The organism is Methanothermococcus thermolithotrophicus DSM 2095, assembly GCF_000376965.1.
GTDB classification, from domain to species: domain Archaea; phylum AGJL01; class Methanococci; order Methanococcales; family Methanococcaceae; genus Methanothermococcus; species Methanothermococcus thermolithotrophicus.
Genome location: NZ_AQXV01000049.1, coordinates 26054 through 40570 on the forward strand (window position 1 = coordinate 26054; position 14517 = coordinate 40570).

At 34.8% G+C, this 14517-nt stretch carries 17 protein-coding genes; 1 reads left to right on the forward strand and 16 read right to left on the reverse strand.

The features are described 5' to 3' along the window. Window positions 1-129 precede the first annotated feature (129 nt). The gene (locus F555_RS0105180; RefSeq protein WP_018154157.1) at window positions 130-798 is read left to right on the forward strand and encodes a TIGR00288 family NYN domain-containing protein; all 669 of its coding nucleotides are present in this window, start codon (window positions 130-132) and stop codon (window positions 796-798) included. A gap of 3 nt (window positions 799-801) precedes the next feature. Here the strand turns inward: F555_RS0105180 and F555_RS0105185 are convergent, their stop codons facing one another. From F555_RS0105185 to F555_RS0105260, 16 genes are all read right to left on the reverse strand, one after another. After that, window positions 802-1071 (reverse strand): hypothetical protein, encoded by a 270-nt coding sequence (locus tag F555_RS0105185; protein ID WP_018154158.1) that lies wholly within the window; start codon window positions 1069-1071, stop codon window positions 802-804. Between the two features lie 11 nt (window positions 1072-1082). Further along, window positions 1083-1262, reverse strand: a complete 180-nt coding sequence (locus tag F555_RS0105190) for a hypothetical protein (RefSeq protein ID WP_018154159.1) — start codon at window positions 1260-1262, stop codon at window positions 1083-1085. Window positions 1263-1487: 225 nt separating this feature from the next. Continuing rightward, window positions 1488-1910 carry a DUF61 family protein gene (locus F555_RS0105195; RefSeq protein ID WP_018154160.1) on the reverse strand — a complete coding sequence of 141 codons (423 nt, stop codon included), beginning with the start codon at window positions 1908-1910 and terminating at the stop codon, window positions 1488-1490. A gap of 162 nt (window positions 1911-2072) precedes the next feature. Then, entirely contained in the window at window positions 2073-2444 is a 372-nt protein-coding gene (locus F555_RS0105200) for a DUF22 domain-containing protein (RefSeq protein ID WP_018154161.1), read from the reverse strand. Window positions 2445-2501: 57 nt separating this feature from the next. Beyond that, entirely contained in the window at window positions 2502-3152 is a 651-nt protein-coding gene (locus tag F555_RS0105205; protein WP_018154162.1) for a V-type ATP synthase subunit D, read from the reverse strand. 125 nt (window positions 3153-3277) lie between these two features. Continuing rightward, on the reverse strand, window positions 3278-4672 hold the full coding sequence (locus tag F555_RS0105210) for an ATP synthase subunit B (RefSeq protein ID WP_018154163.1): 1395 nt from the start codon (window positions 4670-4672) through the stop codon (window positions 3278-3280). Window positions 4673-4718: 46 nt separating this feature from the next. Continuing rightward, complete coding sequence (locus F555_RS0105215; protein WP_018154164.1) at window positions 4719-6479, reverse strand: ATP synthase subunit A; 1761 nt, start codon at window positions 6477-6479, stop codon at window positions 4719-4721. 19 nt (window positions 6480-6498) lie between these two features. Next, window positions 6499-6798: a V-type ATP synthase subunit F gene (locus F555_RS0105220; RefSeq protein ID WP_018154165.1), complete on the reverse strand. Its 300-nt coding sequence runs from the start codon at window positions 6796-6798 to the stop codon at window positions 6499-6501. A gap of 21 nt (window positions 6799-6819) precedes the next feature. Then, window positions 6820-7992 carry a V-type ATP synthase subunit C gene (locus F555_RS0105225; RefSeq protein ID WP_018154166.1) on the reverse strand — a complete coding sequence of 391 codons (1173 nt, stop codon included), beginning with the start codon at window positions 7990-7992 and terminating at the stop codon, window positions 6820-6822. Between the two features lie 12 nt (window positions 7993-8004). Beyond that, window positions 8005-8616 carry a V-type proton ATPase subunit E gene (locus F555_RS0105230; protein WP_018154167.1) on the reverse strand — a complete coding sequence of 204 codons (612 nt, stop codon included), beginning with the start codon at window positions 8614-8616 and terminating at the stop codon, window positions 8005-8007. A 105-nt stretch (window positions 8617-8721) separates the two neighbouring features. Continuing rightward, window positions 8722-9390 carry an ATP synthase subunit K gene (locus F555_RS0105235; RefSeq protein WP_018154168.1) on the reverse strand — a complete coding sequence of 223 codons (669 nt, stop codon included), beginning with the start codon at window positions 9388-9390 and terminating at the stop codon, window positions 8722-8724. Window positions 9391-9503: 113 nt separating this feature from the next. Continuing rightward, window positions 9504-11564, reverse strand: coding sequence for a V-type ATP synthase subunit I (locus F555_RS0105240; RefSeq protein WP_018154169.1), 2061 nt, complete (start codon window positions 11562-11564; stop codon window positions 9504-9506). A 334-nt stretch (window positions 11565-11898) separates the two neighbouring features. After that, window positions 11899-12213 carry an ATP synthase subunit B family protein gene (locus F555_RS0105245; RefSeq protein WP_040682802.1) on the reverse strand — a complete coding sequence of 105 codons (315 nt, stop codon included), beginning with the start codon at window positions 12211-12213 and terminating at the stop codon, window positions 11899-11901. 327 nt (window positions 12214-12540) lie between these two features. Next, window positions 12541-13059 carry a DUF531 domain-containing protein gene (locus tag F555_RS0105250; RefSeq protein ID WP_018154171.1) on the reverse strand — a complete coding sequence of 173 codons (519 nt, stop codon included), beginning with the start codon at window positions 13057-13059 and terminating at the stop codon, window positions 12541-12543. 117 nt (window positions 13060-13176) lie between these two features. Continuing rightward, on the reverse strand, window positions 13177-13983 hold the full coding sequence (locus F555_RS0105255) for an SPFH domain-containing protein (protein WP_018154172.1): 807 nt from the start codon (window positions 13981-13983) through the stop codon (window positions 13177-13179). 70 nt (window positions 13984-14053) lie between these two features. Next, window positions 14054-14479: an NfeD family protein gene (locus tag F555_RS0105260; RefSeq protein WP_018154173.1), complete on the reverse strand. Its 426-nt coding sequence runs from the start codon at window positions 14477-14479 to the stop codon at window positions 14054-14056. Window positions 14480-14517 lie beyond the last annotated feature (38 nt).

Genomic DNA, 14517 nt, shown 5'->3' on the forward strand with positions numbered 1-14517 from the left:
TTGATTTCAGTTTATATTGGTTTTGGATGAAAACCCTGTTTCATGGTTTTCTCTATTTCATCAGGATTGGATTTAATTTTTTAATATGATTTTGATTAATTATCACTTTTGGAATTATATGGTGAGAGAATGTGGAAGAAATTAGGCAATTTGAAAAAGTTTTATGTGAGGACGGGGGGCAAAAAAGGAACTAATAAAATGGCGTTACTTATTGACGGACCAAACATGCTGAGGAAGGAATTTAATGTTGATTTGGATAAAATAAGAGAGGCATTAGATGAGTTTGGTGATATTGTTATTGGCAGGGTTTATTTGAATCAATACGCTTCAGATAAGTTAATTGAAGCTATTATTAACCAAGGTTTTGAACCTAAGATTTCGGCGGGAGATGTTGATGTTGAAATGGCAGTGGACGGTACTGAACTAATTTTCAACGATAATATTGATACAATCGTATATATGACAAGAGATGCGGATTTCCTTCCGGCAATTAGGAAGGCAAAAGAAAGAGGAAAAAAAATTATAGTTGTTGGGGCAGAACCTGGATTTAGTACTGCAATTCAGAACATAGCTAACCATGTTATTAAGGTTGAAGAAGATTTTGAGTTAGACAAGGAAAAATTAGAGAAGAAGAAAAAAGAAAAAGAGTCAATGAGGTCCCACCACGATAACAACAATAATAATGCCAATACCGTCAGTAACGCAGATAATAAAAATGAAGATAAAAACGAATTAAACAATAATGAAGAGGAAAAAGATTCCATATTTAAAAATAAGATCAATTGGTTGAAAAAATAATACTTATAATTTAATCTCCATTCTTTTTTTCATAGTCTTAGAAAACGCCATTGTCCCAATTGGACCACTAACTAATAGTAATAGTGCAACTGTTTCTCCAAATGACACTTCAAAATACTGCGAAAGAATAACTAAAAAAGTTGCTATGATTACAGCCATTAGGCCTTCTCCAATTAAAACATTTGATGTATTTTTATGGAATGATAGTTTTAATGAAGAAAATGCGCCAATTAAAAGAGCAAACATTGTAAAGTATATGACATACTCGTTCATAAAATCACCTATTATGCAGGACTTAAGTATTTATAGGCCCACACTATGAAGATTATTGCACCAAGTAGTACAGAGAACCAAACCCATATATTTACTATAAATAATATTTTATATATCTTTTCTCTTTTTTCAGGGTCGTTCATAATTCTTTTTATGGGATCTCTGCCGTAGTACTTCTTTCTTTTCAGCATAATTTTACCTTGTTTATTGGATAAATATACGTATCAAAGATTTGTCTCGATTTTCTAAAAGGCCTAGTTTTAAAGGATCTGCCCGCCCATATATACCTACTCAACTTCGTTGAGTAGTATCAGGTTTTGGAATCACCTGAGTGAAACGAAGGAGAGCTACAAAAATCACTTCGTGATTTTTGTTCAATCCAAGCCTTTTTCTAAAAGGCTCGGGTTGAAAATTTATTAATCTAGTCCCATTCTAAATAAATACATGGTTGTGGTAGGGAGCTCCCTTCTTAAAATTCTAAGTTCTGGTTTGTATATGTAAAGTATTTTCTCCTCATTGAACATATCCAATTCCTTCCCCAATATTTTAGAAACCACTTTAATCTCTTCTTTCCCTTCTACTTTTATAGTTCCACATTCTAAGGATGAATCGAATTCTAAAGTTATAGGTATTTTTAAATTTTCACTTGCTATTTCTTTTAATAGTTCGAGCTCTCTTTTTTTTATTCTGTGTCTCTGGCCATTTACAATTACGTAAGGTTTTTCTTCTTCCAAAAGTTCTTTTAAAGTTTTTCTTCTAAAATTGGTATTTAAATTATGCAAAAATTTATTAATTGAATATCTTTCATGGTCCGGGTTTATATTCGGTTCCATACTCATAATTTCACTAAAAAAGAGTATTCAATAAATAATATAAATAGATATCTAAAATAAAAACTTAATAATTAATTAGTCGTTCTATAGTAAGTAACGTTTGACTAACGTGAGCTCACCTGCTCTGACTAATTATAAATGTACTTAACATTTCTCAGAACGACGCGATTATTCGCCATATATCATCATGAGGCTTCCTATGAGGTCCCCTTCTTTAACTTCACCATCTTTTATGGCAGTAAATGTTGCATATTCAGCACTTCTTTCTGAGTCAGATGGTACTGGTATTTCTTCACCAATATATATTGTATTTCCTATTATGTGCTGAGCGTATACTGAAAGGATAACAAAAGCTTTTGCTGGAATGTCTATTTTTTTTATTTTAACAGGTTTTGTTTCACCTGCTTTAAATTCTACGCTTTCAGCTGCAATAATTTGGACTTTTTTAGCAGCAATTTCTAATTTGAATTCTCCAGTAGGCTTCTTTTTTTCTTCTATATGTTCTTCGATCTGTTTAATTTTTCCGGTAATTCGGAACATATATAACCACCGTTTGAATATCCCCTAAGGGAAGTTGGAAATCTATTTTTTATACAATTATGCTTCTTCCCCAGATTCTTCTCTGGCATCTATTCTTGCTTTTATCATCTTCAATCTGAAGAAGTTTTCTCTTTCCAATTCATCCAATCTCATGGATATGTACTTTCTAGTTTCTTCCATTCTAGGAATTACGACGTATTCAAGAGCATTAACTCTTCTTTTTGTAGTGATGATTTCTTCAGCAAGTAACTTTATTGAAGTTTCTATTTCTGCAAGTTCTGCGATTAATTCCAAAGCTTCTTCAAAGTTCTTTGCAGCTTCATCTAATTTTGATGATACGCCGTATGGGCTGTAACCTCTGCTGGACATGTCTCTTCTAACATTTTCAATCTCGAATACTGGAACAGTTACACCCATAATGTTTCTTGTATCTTTATCCAGGTTGATATTGTCATTCTTAGCAGCGAATGATGCTTCTTTTACTGAAAGGGTACCCATAACTGCTTGAGCGGTTATTAGATCTTTGTATGCTTTTTCGAGAGCGTTATTTACTTTATCTCTTATACCTGAAGCCTGATCTATAATCTCAAAAAATTCCATTATGAGGGCATCCCTTTTCTGTTTCAAAAGTTTGTGACCCTTTTGAGCCAGTTTAATTTTGTTTTTTAGTTTTAATAATTCCATCCTTGTAGGGTTTATTTGTGCCATATTATCCCCCTAAAATTGATAAATTGGTGAAATCAAAGATTTCACAGTCCTATGCTCCTCCTCATTTCATGAGCTCAGGACTAAGAAATAATTAAAATAAAAAGATTTAGAGAATTAATTCTTGTTTATTTTCTGTATTTTGGGTGGTATTTCTTAATTAAATCATCTGAAACTCTCTTCAATTCTTCTTCTGGTAATATTGTGAGTAATTCCCAGACTAAGTCGAGTGTTTCTTCAATACTTCTGTCTTCGTCTTTACCTTGTGTAACCAATTTCTTTTCAAATTCATCTGCAAACTTCAAGTAAGCTCTATCCCTTTCTGTTAAAGCTTCTTCACCGACAACTGCAACTAAGTCCCTTAAACCTCTACCTTCTGCGTATGCAGCGTAAGCTTGGTTAATGACTTTTGAGTGGTCTTCTCTTGTTTTACCTTCGCCAATACCGTTACCCATCAATCTTGAAAGTGATGGTAAAACATCTACTGGTGGGTATATACCTTTCCTGTGGAGCTCTCTTGAAAGAACTATCTGTCCTTCGGTAATGTAACCCGTCAAGTCAGGAATTGGGTGTGTGATATCGTCGTGAGGCATTGTTAAAATTGGAATCTGGGTTACGGTTCCTTTTCTACCTTTAACTCTACCTGCTCTTTCGTAGAGTGTAGCCAAGTCTGTATACATGTAACCAGGGTAACCTCTTCTTCCTGGAACTTCGTTTCTTGCTGCTGCAATTTCCCTTAAAGCTTCACAGTAGTTTGTCATATCAGTTAAGACAACTAAAACGTGCATATCTTTTTCGTATGCAAGGTATTCTGCTGTTGTTAAAGCAAGTCTTGGGGTAATAATTCTTTCAATTGCAGGGTCGTTTGCCAAGTTGATGAAAACAACAGCGTTTTCTAGAGCTCCTGTCTTTTTGAATTCTTCCATGAAGTAGTTTGCTTCTTCGTTTGTAATCCCCATTGCAGCGAATACTACCGCAAACTGTTCTCCTTCTCCTCTAACTTTTGCCTGTCTTGCAATTTGTGCAGCTAAGGTGTTGTGTGGTAAACCTGAACCTGAGAAGATAGGTAACTTCTGACCTCTAACAAGTGTGTTTGTACCGTCGATTGTTGAGATACCGGTTTGAACGAAAGCGTTAGGTGGGTTTCTTGAAACTGGGTTTAATGGGTAACCGTTAATGTCCAATTTCTTTTCAGGGATAATTTCTGGACCGCCGTCAATTGGTTTACCTGCACCGTTGAAAATCCTACCTAACATTTCAAGGGATACTCCAATTTTTGCGGTTTCTCCTGTGAATCTAACTTTTGTTTCGTTTGTGTTCAATGCGGTTGTACCTTCGAAAACCTGAACAACAGCCATATTTCCTCTAGCTTCTAAAACCTGACCTGTCCTCTTTTCTCCATCTGGGGTGGTAATTTCTACAATTTCACCGTATGCTACTCCTTCAATTTTGTCAACTACCATTAAAGGACCAGCTATTCTTGAAACTGAGGTGTACTCAATACTTTTATCCATAGCGTCCATGATAACCCTCCATAATATTTCAAAATTTAAATTATAAAGGTTGTATTTATTTAATTAAAGCATTTAATTCGTTTTCTATCTTTTTCAAGATTTCTGGGGCTTTTTTGTTTAGGAACTCATCTTCTGGAACATATTTCATTCTTGCTATATCTCCTTTAACTGGGATGTTAGCAATTGCAGCTGGGTCAACACCTTTTGATACTGCATCTAAAGCTTTTCTGTATAACGTCATAATTACTTTTAACATGGTGTACTGTTTCATTGGTGAACAGTAGCTATCTACATCGCTGAATGCATCTTGTTGTAAGAAGTCTTCTCTCAGCATTCTTGCAATTTCCAAGATAACTCTTTCTCTGTCAGGTAATGCATCAGGACCAACTAATTGAACAATTTCTTGCAATTCAGCCTCTTTCTGTAAGAGGTTCATAGCTTCGTCCCTTAATTCTCTCCAGTCGCTTCCTGTGTTCTCATTCCACCAGGATGCGATATCGTCGATATATAATGAATAACTCTGTAACCAGTTGATAGCAGGGAAGTGTCTTCTTCTTGCTAAGTTTGCATCAAGAGCCCAGAATACCTTAACAATCCTTAAAGTGTTTGATGTAACAGGTTCTGAGAAGTCACCACCAGGTGGTGAAACAGCACCAACAATACAGATAAATCCTTGCTTGTCATCGGAACCTAAACAGTTAACTCTTCCAGCTCTTTCGTAGAACTGTGCAAGTCTTGAGGCAAGGTAAGCAGGGTAACCTTCTTCCCCTGGCATTTCTTCCAATCTTCCTGAAATCTCTCTCATTGCCTCTGCCCATCTTGAGGTTGAGTCTGCAGTTAAGAGAACACCGTATCCCATGTCTCTAAAGTATTCTGCAATTGTAATTCCTGTGTAAACTGATGCTTCCCTCGCAGCAACCGGCATGTTTGAGGTGTTTGCAATTAAAACAGTCCTATCCATTAACTTGTTTCCTGTTTTAATGTCTTCCAAGTGTGGGAATTCTTCAATAACTTCAGTCATCTCGTTTCCTCTTTCCCCACATCCGATGTAAACCACAACGTCAACATCTGACCACTTAGCAAGCTGGTGCTGTGTAACAGTTTTACCACTTCCGAATGGACCAGGAATAGCTGAAGTACCTCCTTTAGCAAGACCAAAGAATGTATCTTCTACCCTCTGACCTGTAATTAATGGGATAATTGGTGGCAATTTTCCTTTGTGTGGTCTTGGCTTTCTTACTGGCCACTTTTGCATCATTGTAACTTCTTTATCTCCGTTTTCTGTTTCAATAACAGCAACGGTTTCTTCTACGGTAAAGCTTCCTGATTTTATTTCTTTTACTTTACCGTTTACACCAACTGGAACCATTATTTTGTGGATAATGGATGGGGTTTCAGGTACTGTACCTATAACGTCTCCTTCGCTAACTATATCCCCAACGTTTACGGTTGGTGTGAAGTCCCATTTTACATCCCTTGGTAATGAAGGAACATGTACACCTCTTGGAATAAATATTGATCCAGTTTCGGTTTCGATTGCAGTTAATGGCCTTTGAATACCATCGTACATCGCTTTCATCATACCAGGACCGAGCTCAACTGAAAGAGGAGCTCCTGTACCTTCAACTGGTTCTCCAGGTTTTATACCTGCAGTTTCTTCGTAAACTTGAATAACAGCTTTATCATCTTGTAACTGAATAATTTCTCCAGTTAATCCTTCGTTACCTACTCTAACCACTTCGTACATTTGTGAACCTTTCATTCCTTCGGCAACGACAACAGGACCAGATATCTTTATAATCTTACCTAAAACCATTTTTTTCACCTCAGAATTCTTACTTAATATCGACTCCAACTGCTTTTCTTACAAGAACTCTAACTGGGTCGTGCTCTCTTACTATTGGGCCGTTTTTATCTGGAATCTCTACAACAACTTTTTTTAAATTTGATATGATATCCCTAATTTCTTCACCGATTTTTTCAGTGGTTATTATTAATCCGATATCATCCTTATTTTCAAGTTCTTTAAGGGCCTTTATGGCTTCTTCACTATTTTTAACTTCGTAAACGTCTTCAAGACCAGCAAGTCTGAATCCAACAGCGACATCTGGACCTCCAACTACTCCAATTTTCATATATATCCCTTTATGGATTTTTTATTCAACCAACAATTCCCTAATTTGACTGGCAGGCAATCCTTCGATTTTACCTTTTATTATTATTTTCAAGTTTCTTACTTCCAATTCTTTTGAAGTTATCAATCCAATTATTGGTCCAACACCAAATGGCTGTCTGAGTGATAACCTTCTACCCAGTTCTACCAGGTATTTGTCAAGGGCCTTTTCAAATACATATGTAGTTTTGGCCTTTTCAAATTCTTCAAGATTGTCGGTTAGTATTGAAGCATACTTTGTGCCTTCCAAGGAACTTATAACACCTTCAATGGATTCGGCATCTGCAAGTTCCTTTAATTTCCAAGGTGCAAGTTCGTATCCAAAATCTGTTATATATTCTGAGATAATTTCTGATGATAAACCGTCTGCCTTACCCTTTAATATCATCTTTAAGTTTTCGATGTCTATCATAGTTCCAACGAATTCTTTGAACAAGTCTTTCTCAGTACCGTCAATACTTATATTTTTCCAGAGCTCGCCAAGAACGTATTTATCCAGTGACATTTCAAGTGAAGTTAACTTACCGGTTTGTTCGTATTTTGATAACTCATCTGAGAGTATGTGAGCGTATTCAGTCCCTTCTAATCCACTTACAATTTCTTCAATGGTTTTTGCTTCACTTAGCTCCCTTAACTTGCTTTCAGGGATGGTGCCAAGTGGTATAAGCAATTTGAAGGTTTCTTCTGCGTCTAATCCAACGTACTTGGCTCTTAAAAGCGTTTTGATGTTTTTTACATCAAATTTCTTTTCAAGCAATTTTAATATTTTTTTTGCACTGTCTGGAACAATATTTGATAGTGTCTTGTAAATATGAGCCAAATGAATGTTCAATGCCTTTTCAACAATAACAGAATCACTGGATTGATTCATAACTTCAGAAAGGTATGGACCATAATCTGTGTCTTCTAAAAATCCTATAAGATCAGTTATTCCTGTAGCTTCTATTAACTCATTTAATTTATGCTCATTTAATAATCTGGACTCCATACTTCTTACTCTTGCATTAACATAGGCAAATGGGGCGGTTTCTATCAAATATCTTATTAAGAATATAATAATTACTAAAAATATGGTGATACCTGCCAATACCAACAATGTCATAAATATATTGGTTGGCAAACTTGCAATCTGCGTTACTTGTGTCAGTATTTCCATTTAGAATCACCTTTAAAATAACATCTCTGCTATTTTTGCCCTTATTGCCTCTGAATTCCTATCAAATACTGATTCTAAACTGTTGTCACATACTTTCAATTGGTCGGCGGTTTTTATAATACATCCACCTACGATATCCACTGATTCTCCTTTCTTTAAAATTGTGACTTTTTTCAACACTTCTTCCATTTCCTTTTCAATAGCCCAGATTGTTGAATCATCAATTAATTCAAAATCTCTTTTGTTTAAGTGTAGTGTTAATTCACCGCCACCAACGGATATTACTCCATTGATGATTAATTTTAACAATATATCCTTATAGCTCTCTTTTTGAGGTAATTTTAACATGTCTTCCTCTAATTTTTCAATAGCCATTTTAAGAATATTTTCTCTTTCTTCAAGTGATTTTCTTTTTGCGGATAATTTAGCATCGGCTATTATTCTGTTTTTTGCCATTTCAGCTTCTTTTTCTCCTTTCTTCAATATATTCTGTTTTCTTTTTTCAGCGTCCATCTTTGCCTTCTCTAAAATGGAGTCAGCCTCTTTCTGAGCTTCTGATATAATTTCATCAGCTTTCTTTTTTGCATCGTCCAATATTTTGGAAGTTATTTTTTCCGCTCCCATTATTTCCACCTTGCAGAATTAAGTTTATTAAAAAGTAAGGATAACAAAAGTTTTTACTTTTGTATCCCTTCGGTACGATGACCTTAAATGTTTAGTATACGTTCCTTAGAACATGATACCGAGCATTATTAAGATCGCGATTAACAAACCGAAGATAGCGAATGTTTCTGGCATAACTGCTAAAACAAGACCTTTACCCATAGCATCTGGATCTCTTGCAGTAGCTCCAATAGCACCAGCAGCGGTAATACCCTGACCGATACCTGAAAGACCTGCGAAACCAACTGCTAAACCAGCACCAAGTGCAGCAATTGTTGATACACCAGGACTACTGAATACACCAACTAACAACAAAATAGCTACTAATAAACCATAGATAGCCTGGGTTTCTGGAAGAACTGAGAAGACCATAGCTTTACCAAAGATACCTTCGTCTTCTGCAACTGCTCCTAAACCTGAAGCTGATGCGATTCCCTGACCGATAGCAGATAAACCTGCTAAACCTGTACCAATACCTGCTGCGAGCATTGCCCAGTCTGGTGCGGTTTTAAAGACGAATAAAATCAAGATAGCTACCAAGAATCCATATAAACCCTGGGTCTGTGGAAGAGCTTGGAAAACTATTGCAGTACCGAATTTGTTAGGGTCTTCTGCTACAACTCCAGCACCACTGGCACCAGTAATACCTGCACCAATACCAGAACCTAAACCTGCGATACCTACTGCTAAACCTGCTCCTATTGCTCCAAGTAATAATGGGTTTTCAAATACCATTCTTCATCACCTCATTTTATCAAGAATTTAAGAGTATTTGAGTTTATTTGGTTTTATATTATTTTATATTATTTTTGATAAGGTATCAAAACTTTTGTAAAATTTTATTTGAATTATAGGGAAGTATATTCCCTCTTAGCTTTGAATGGAGTGAATTTCTTTCCTCCTCCTTCATAGAACTGTCCAAAGAACTCAACGTAGTGTAACCTTAGTGAGTGAATAAATGAACCTAAACCATTCATCACAAAGTTGAATGTATGACCTACTAAGAGCATTGCAACAGCTAATACTACACCTATTACAGGTACGCTGTCATTTAGCAATCCTGCCATAATGTTGATAGCCATGGCAAGACCACCTGTGGCCAAACATAAAGCCAAAAGCCTTGCATAGGATAAAACGTTACCTAAAAATCCGGTTATATCCATTGCTCCAAGACCGGCATCCAATATGCCGCCGTTTGAGTATCCCTTAATTATACATAGGAGGATTACAATTCCTACGGCAGCTCCGATTAACATGGAGTTTCCAATTCCTAAGCCCACTGCAAGAGCCAATATTAAGAATAACCAGATACCTTGGTTGAAAAATGCTTCTTTAAATCCACCGTTTTTGAGATTTTCTTTAAACCCTACAAATAAACCAATGAATAAGTGTATAATACCTACAACTACGGAGAATAGCAATATTGCCATTGGACCATTATTAACTGATATGTTTCCAAGATTAAGCAGTGGATTTGAACTGCTTATGTACAAGCTTTCTCCAAGTGGGTTTACAAGAGCAAATGCAGTATTATAGACATTAAATCCAAGGAACTCTTCGGTAAAGTTTCCTAAATAACCTCCGGTCAAAACACCGAAGAACATGGTTGAAATTCCTGATAATGTTAATATGTATCCTAAATTGTAAGCTCCTTCACTAGCTTTACCTAACTTTTTCCAAAGGACAAGCCCAACAAGTGTTAATAAAAAACCGTAAAATGCGTCTGTAAGCATAATACCATAGAACATTAAAAATCCTGGCATTATCATCATTGTAGGATCTATTTCGTTATACTTAGGAGGAGCAAACATTTCAGTTAACATTTCAAATGGTTTCACTGGTTTCGGGTTGTCTAACATTACCGGTATTTTTTCTTCAGGTTCGTCCGGATTTGTTATTTCCACAACTGCGTAACCTTCAGAAGCAGTTTCTATTATTTCTTTTACCTTGTCTGAGTATTTTACGGGGACCCATGCTTCAAGCATGTAGCTCCTATCTGTTTTACCGCATAATGAGTATGCTTCAGCTCTTTCCTTTTCGATTTCAAGGATTTCATGAAGCACATAAACGTCGTCTTTCCATTTTTTAGATAACGCTCTTAATTTTTCTAAAATAGAGTTAATATTACTTTCAATTTCTGAAAGTTCTTTTTTGGTATTTTCAAGAACTTCTTTTGGAGAACCTTCAACACCAGATATATCGAATCTTTCAAAGTTGAATTTTCTCAATTCTGTTCCAACTGCATCACTGTATTCTTTTAGTGTAGCTACTATTACTGGAACTTTTTCACTATCACTTTCGTCTTTAACAGTATTTCCTTTAACAACTTGAACATAGTCATTGGTTACTTCAGATAATGAAGCTTCGAGCTCTGTAAGATTTTCCTTTGGAACCATCCCAGATACAATGTATGTGTAAACACCTTCTCCGAGATAGGATAAATCTAAATCAAAATCAGTCAAGTATTTAACATAATTTTTTAAGGTTTCCAAAGTGCCTTTTCTGTTTTCTAGTTCACTTAACTTTTTAGCAGGTTCTGTTACTTCTCTTTCAACTTGACTTATAACATTTTCAACATAAGATATAACTTCTTCAGCTGATGAGAATGATAATTCTTTTTTATCTGGGATTTCTGGGTTTAATATTCCAGACAATCCTTTCTTTTCTTCTTCAGTTACGCTCTCGAATAAATCGAGAAACCTACTAACTTTTATTATTAATGAAGCAGCGTTTCTACCATATTCTGCAGAAGAGGACGGTGACAACAACGTGCTCCACTCTGGGTCTTCTATTTTTGTAGACAGGTCGGATAATTCTACCAACCCGCTTTCGTGGAGACTCCTCACTACAGAATCCATCTTTTCATCCAAAATCACTGCTCTCAATTTGCCCATCCTTGCAGGTCTCACCAAAACCACCTTTATATTTTAAATACGAGCCAGAAATTTTCATCCAAAGCTGGATTAAATCCCCCCATATATTTATTAATTTTTGATGAAACTCAAACCTTTCTGTCATGCAAAACATTCTGTTGAACAAACTCAAGGAGTTTGTAACTTCTATAGTTTTGCTATTTTCCAATCTTTGATTAGGGAAGGTCTGATCCAAAGCTTACTCAAAAAATCTTAGGGATATGAGTTAACTAGCTTTGATTAATCTTATTATATATATTTCTTATAATACATGTAATTTTAGCTGTAACACGTTATATTGAAATAATCTCTACTATACTTTTAAAGTTCATTAGAGCTCTAAAACGTCTTCTAGCTTAATAGATAATATTTTTACTTTTGCAATTGATGATATTTCGTGGATTTCTTTTTCTTCTTTTTCTAATATTTCTTTTGCAATATTTTTAGCTTCTTCTTCAACTTTTAATATTTTGTTTTTAACTTCAGCTTCAGCTTCAGCTTCAGCATTAGCTATTATCTTTTTACCTTCTTCTATGGCATTTAACTTTATTTCTTCTGCCTTTTTCTTTGCTGCGTCTATTTCATTTATAGCTTCAATTTCAGCATGCTTTATTTCCTTGATGGCTTCTACAGCACTCACAGAAATACCTCCTTAAAAATAGCTTAATCTATCATGTAGGATATTCCTATATATAATTTTCTTTTTAAATTCATTTATAATGAATAATCATTATAAATTATTGAGTACATGCCAAATTAATGGATTTAAAAGAATATAACCTATTATAATGTCTTAATATTTAATAGTTTGAGTAATATCATCAAATATAAAATTTAGGTTAACAATAATTAGAATAATATAATTTAGATAAGTAATTGATATAATATAGTATAACACAGTGATCAAACAAATTGATAACACAGTAAAAAAATACAGATCAGAATAAGAATCGAGAAAAGTGATAATTATAAATTAGATGTATTTCTGATGTGAATATATTATAGAGGGTATTGTAGCTATTGCAGTACATGTTTCCAGGGAAACACCTTTTTCTGTTATATCTAGCTGATATTCTCCGAGCTTCATTATGTTCTTTGGTAGTCCATGCCTTCCAAGCCCTACAAAAATCCCACAAGGTTTTTTTAATAGCAATTCTGCTACCTCTACAGGTTTTATGGTCTTTTTTTCATCAGGTTTTGATGTTGAAGCTATAGGTATTCCCAGCTGAGGTTGGTATTTATCTATTATTAAAAATCTGTTTTTTTCAATTAATTCCCTTAGATAGGTTCCTGAACCTCCTATAGTGGTTTCTATTGATACAATATCTTCTTTTTTACATGGAAAATCCATTATAGCTAAATTGCAGTCAAATGCGTAACAGATTGGTGCAGCTCTTGCAATGGCTCTCTTGTGAGCTTCGTGCCATCTAGTTTTATCGTATGAGTTGTATAAAATCAAAGTCATTCTTTTGAAATGTTTATCGCCCTTCATGATTTCACATCGTTAGTTTTAAACCATAACAAAAAAGAGAAAAAACGGATATAAAAATATAATCAAAGTAATATAAAATTAAAATTTAAAAATGGTTAGTTAAAAAAAGTTATTTAATTATTGCTGTTTTACAAATTTCTTTGCAATATCCATAACATTTTCAGATATTACATACTTTGTATTGTCCTTTAGAACTAATGAAGTAACGTCAAGGGCCTTGTACAATTGTGCTTCATCCTTAAAGTATTGCTGTGCAGCTTCTGCAACTATTTTTATAGCTTTTGCCTGACCTTCGGCTTCAATTCTTAAACTCTGTGCTATACCCTCGGCTTTTAAAATTTTACTCTGTTTTTCACCTTCTGCTTCCAATATTGCAGCTCTTTTTAATCTTTCAGCCTTCATCTGCTGAGTCATAGCATCCTTAATATCCTTAGGTGGTTCTATCTCCCTAAGTTCAACTTTCTCAACCCTTACACCCCAGGCATCTGTGTCTTTATCCAATGTATCCAAAAGCTTAGAGTTTATATACTCCCTCCTATCCAATACCCCATCCAATTCCATACTACCAATTATTGCCCTTAACGTAGTCTGTGCAAGATTAATAATAGCATATTCGTAATTTTGAACTTCCAACAATGCCCTATCTACATCTACGACCCTATAGTAAATTACTGCATCTATGGTAACCGCTGCATTATCCTTTGTAATCATCTCTTGTGGCGGTATATCGATTACTTTAGTCCTTACATCCACCTTTATAGGAACGTCAATAAGTGGTATAATAATATTAACCCCAGGTTTTAATATCCCTGCAACTTTACCTAGTCTAAATATTAAGCCCATTTCATACTGATTTACTATAACTACTGATTTTATTAAAATATACATGACAATTAGGCCTACTATTATCCAAAACCAGAACATAATACCCCCTCTTTAGTGTTGTTGATTTATTATTAACTATATGGATAATATACTATATAGTTATTAGCTGTTACTCGGTATGGTTTGTATTTATCTTTTCGACAACCAATGATACCCCTTCAATACCTACGATTTTAACTTTATCGCCTTTTTTCAATGGTTCTTTTGCTTTAATGTGCCATTTTTCATTGTCTATTGTGATAAGACCATAGTTTTGTTCATCTAAATCAGATCCCAATATGAGCTCTCTTCCAACAAATTTTTCAGCTCCAATCTTTATATCTTTGCCTACTCCATATACCGCCCTATACAGTGCATACACCGTAATAACCCCTGAGACTATCGCCATAGGAAGAGCCATTGATGGAAATATCAATAAAAATACGCCGTATATTATTAATGCAATACCTGCTGCTGGAAAGTAGAGTCCAGGTGTAATTACTTCAAAAAGTATTGCAATTAGTCCCAAAAGTATCATTAAATATCCCAGTTCCATAACCCACCTTCTTTTTTCAGCTGTACCTCTATTTTATA

What these genes read in the sequence shown, in the direction of transcription:
- F555_RS0105190 (WP_018154159.1), bottom strand. Translation starts at nt 1,262, where the DNA reads ATGCTGAAAAGAAAGAAGTACTACGGCAGAGATCCCATAAAAAGAATT.
- F555_RS0105235 (WP_018154168.1), bottom strand. Translation starts at nt 9,390, where the DNA reads ATGGTATTTGAAAACCCATTATTACTTGGAGCAATAGGAGCAGGTTTA.
- F555_RS0105205 (WP_018154162.1), bottom strand. Translation starts at nt 3,152, where the DNA reads ATGGCACAAATAAACCCTACAAGGATGGAATTATTAAAACTAAAAAAC.
- F555_RS0105195 (WP_018154160.1), bottom strand. Translation starts at nt 1,910, where the DNA reads ATGAGTATGGAACCGAATATAAACCCGGACCATGAAAGATATTCAATT.
- F555_RS0105180 (WP_018154157.1), top strand. Translation starts at nt 130, where the DNA reads ATGTGGAAGAAATTAGGCAATTTGAAAAAGTTTTATGTGAGGACGGGG.
- F555_RS0105185 (WP_018154158.1), bottom strand. Translation starts at nt 1,071, where the DNA reads ATGAACGAGTATGTCATATACTTTACAATGTTTGCTCTTTTAATTGGC.
- F555_RS0105215 (WP_018154164.1), bottom strand. Translation starts at nt 6,479, where the DNA reads ATGGTTTTAGGTAAGATTATAAAGATATCTGGTCCTGTTGTCGTTGCC.
- F555_RS0105220 (WP_018154165.1), bottom strand. Translation starts at nt 6,798, where the DNA reads ATGAAAATTGGAGTAGTTGGAGGTCCAGATGTCGCTGTTGGATTCAGA.
- F555_RS0105230 (WP_018154167.1), bottom strand. Translation starts at nt 8,616, where the DNA reads ATGGGAGCGGAAAAAATAACTTCCAAAATATTGGACGATGCAAAAAAG.
- F555_RS0105200 (WP_018154161.1), bottom strand. Translation starts at nt 2,444, where the DNA reads ATGTTCCGAATTACCGGAAAAATTAAACAGATCGAAGAACATATAGAA.
- F555_RS0105260 (WP_018154173.1), bottom strand. Translation starts at nt 14,479, where the DNA reads ATGGAACTGGGATATTTAATGATACTTTTGGGACTAATTGCAATACTT.
- F555_RS0105250 (WP_018154171.1), bottom strand. Translation starts at nt 13,059, where the DNA reads ATGAAGGGCGATAAACATTTCAAAAGAATGACTTTGATTTTATACAAC.
- F555_RS0105255 (WP_018154172.1), bottom strand. Translation starts at nt 13,983, where the DNA reads ATGTTCTGGTTTTGGATAATAGTAGGCCTAATTGTCATGTATATTTTA.
- F555_RS0105210 (WP_018154163.1), bottom strand. Translation starts at nt 4,672, where the DNA reads ATGGACGCTATGGATAAAAGTATTGAGTACACCTCAGTTTCAAGAATA.
- F555_RS0105225 (WP_018154166.1), bottom strand. Translation starts at nt 7,992, where the DNA reads ATGGAAATACTGACACAAGTAACGCAGATTGCAAGTTTGCCAACCAAT.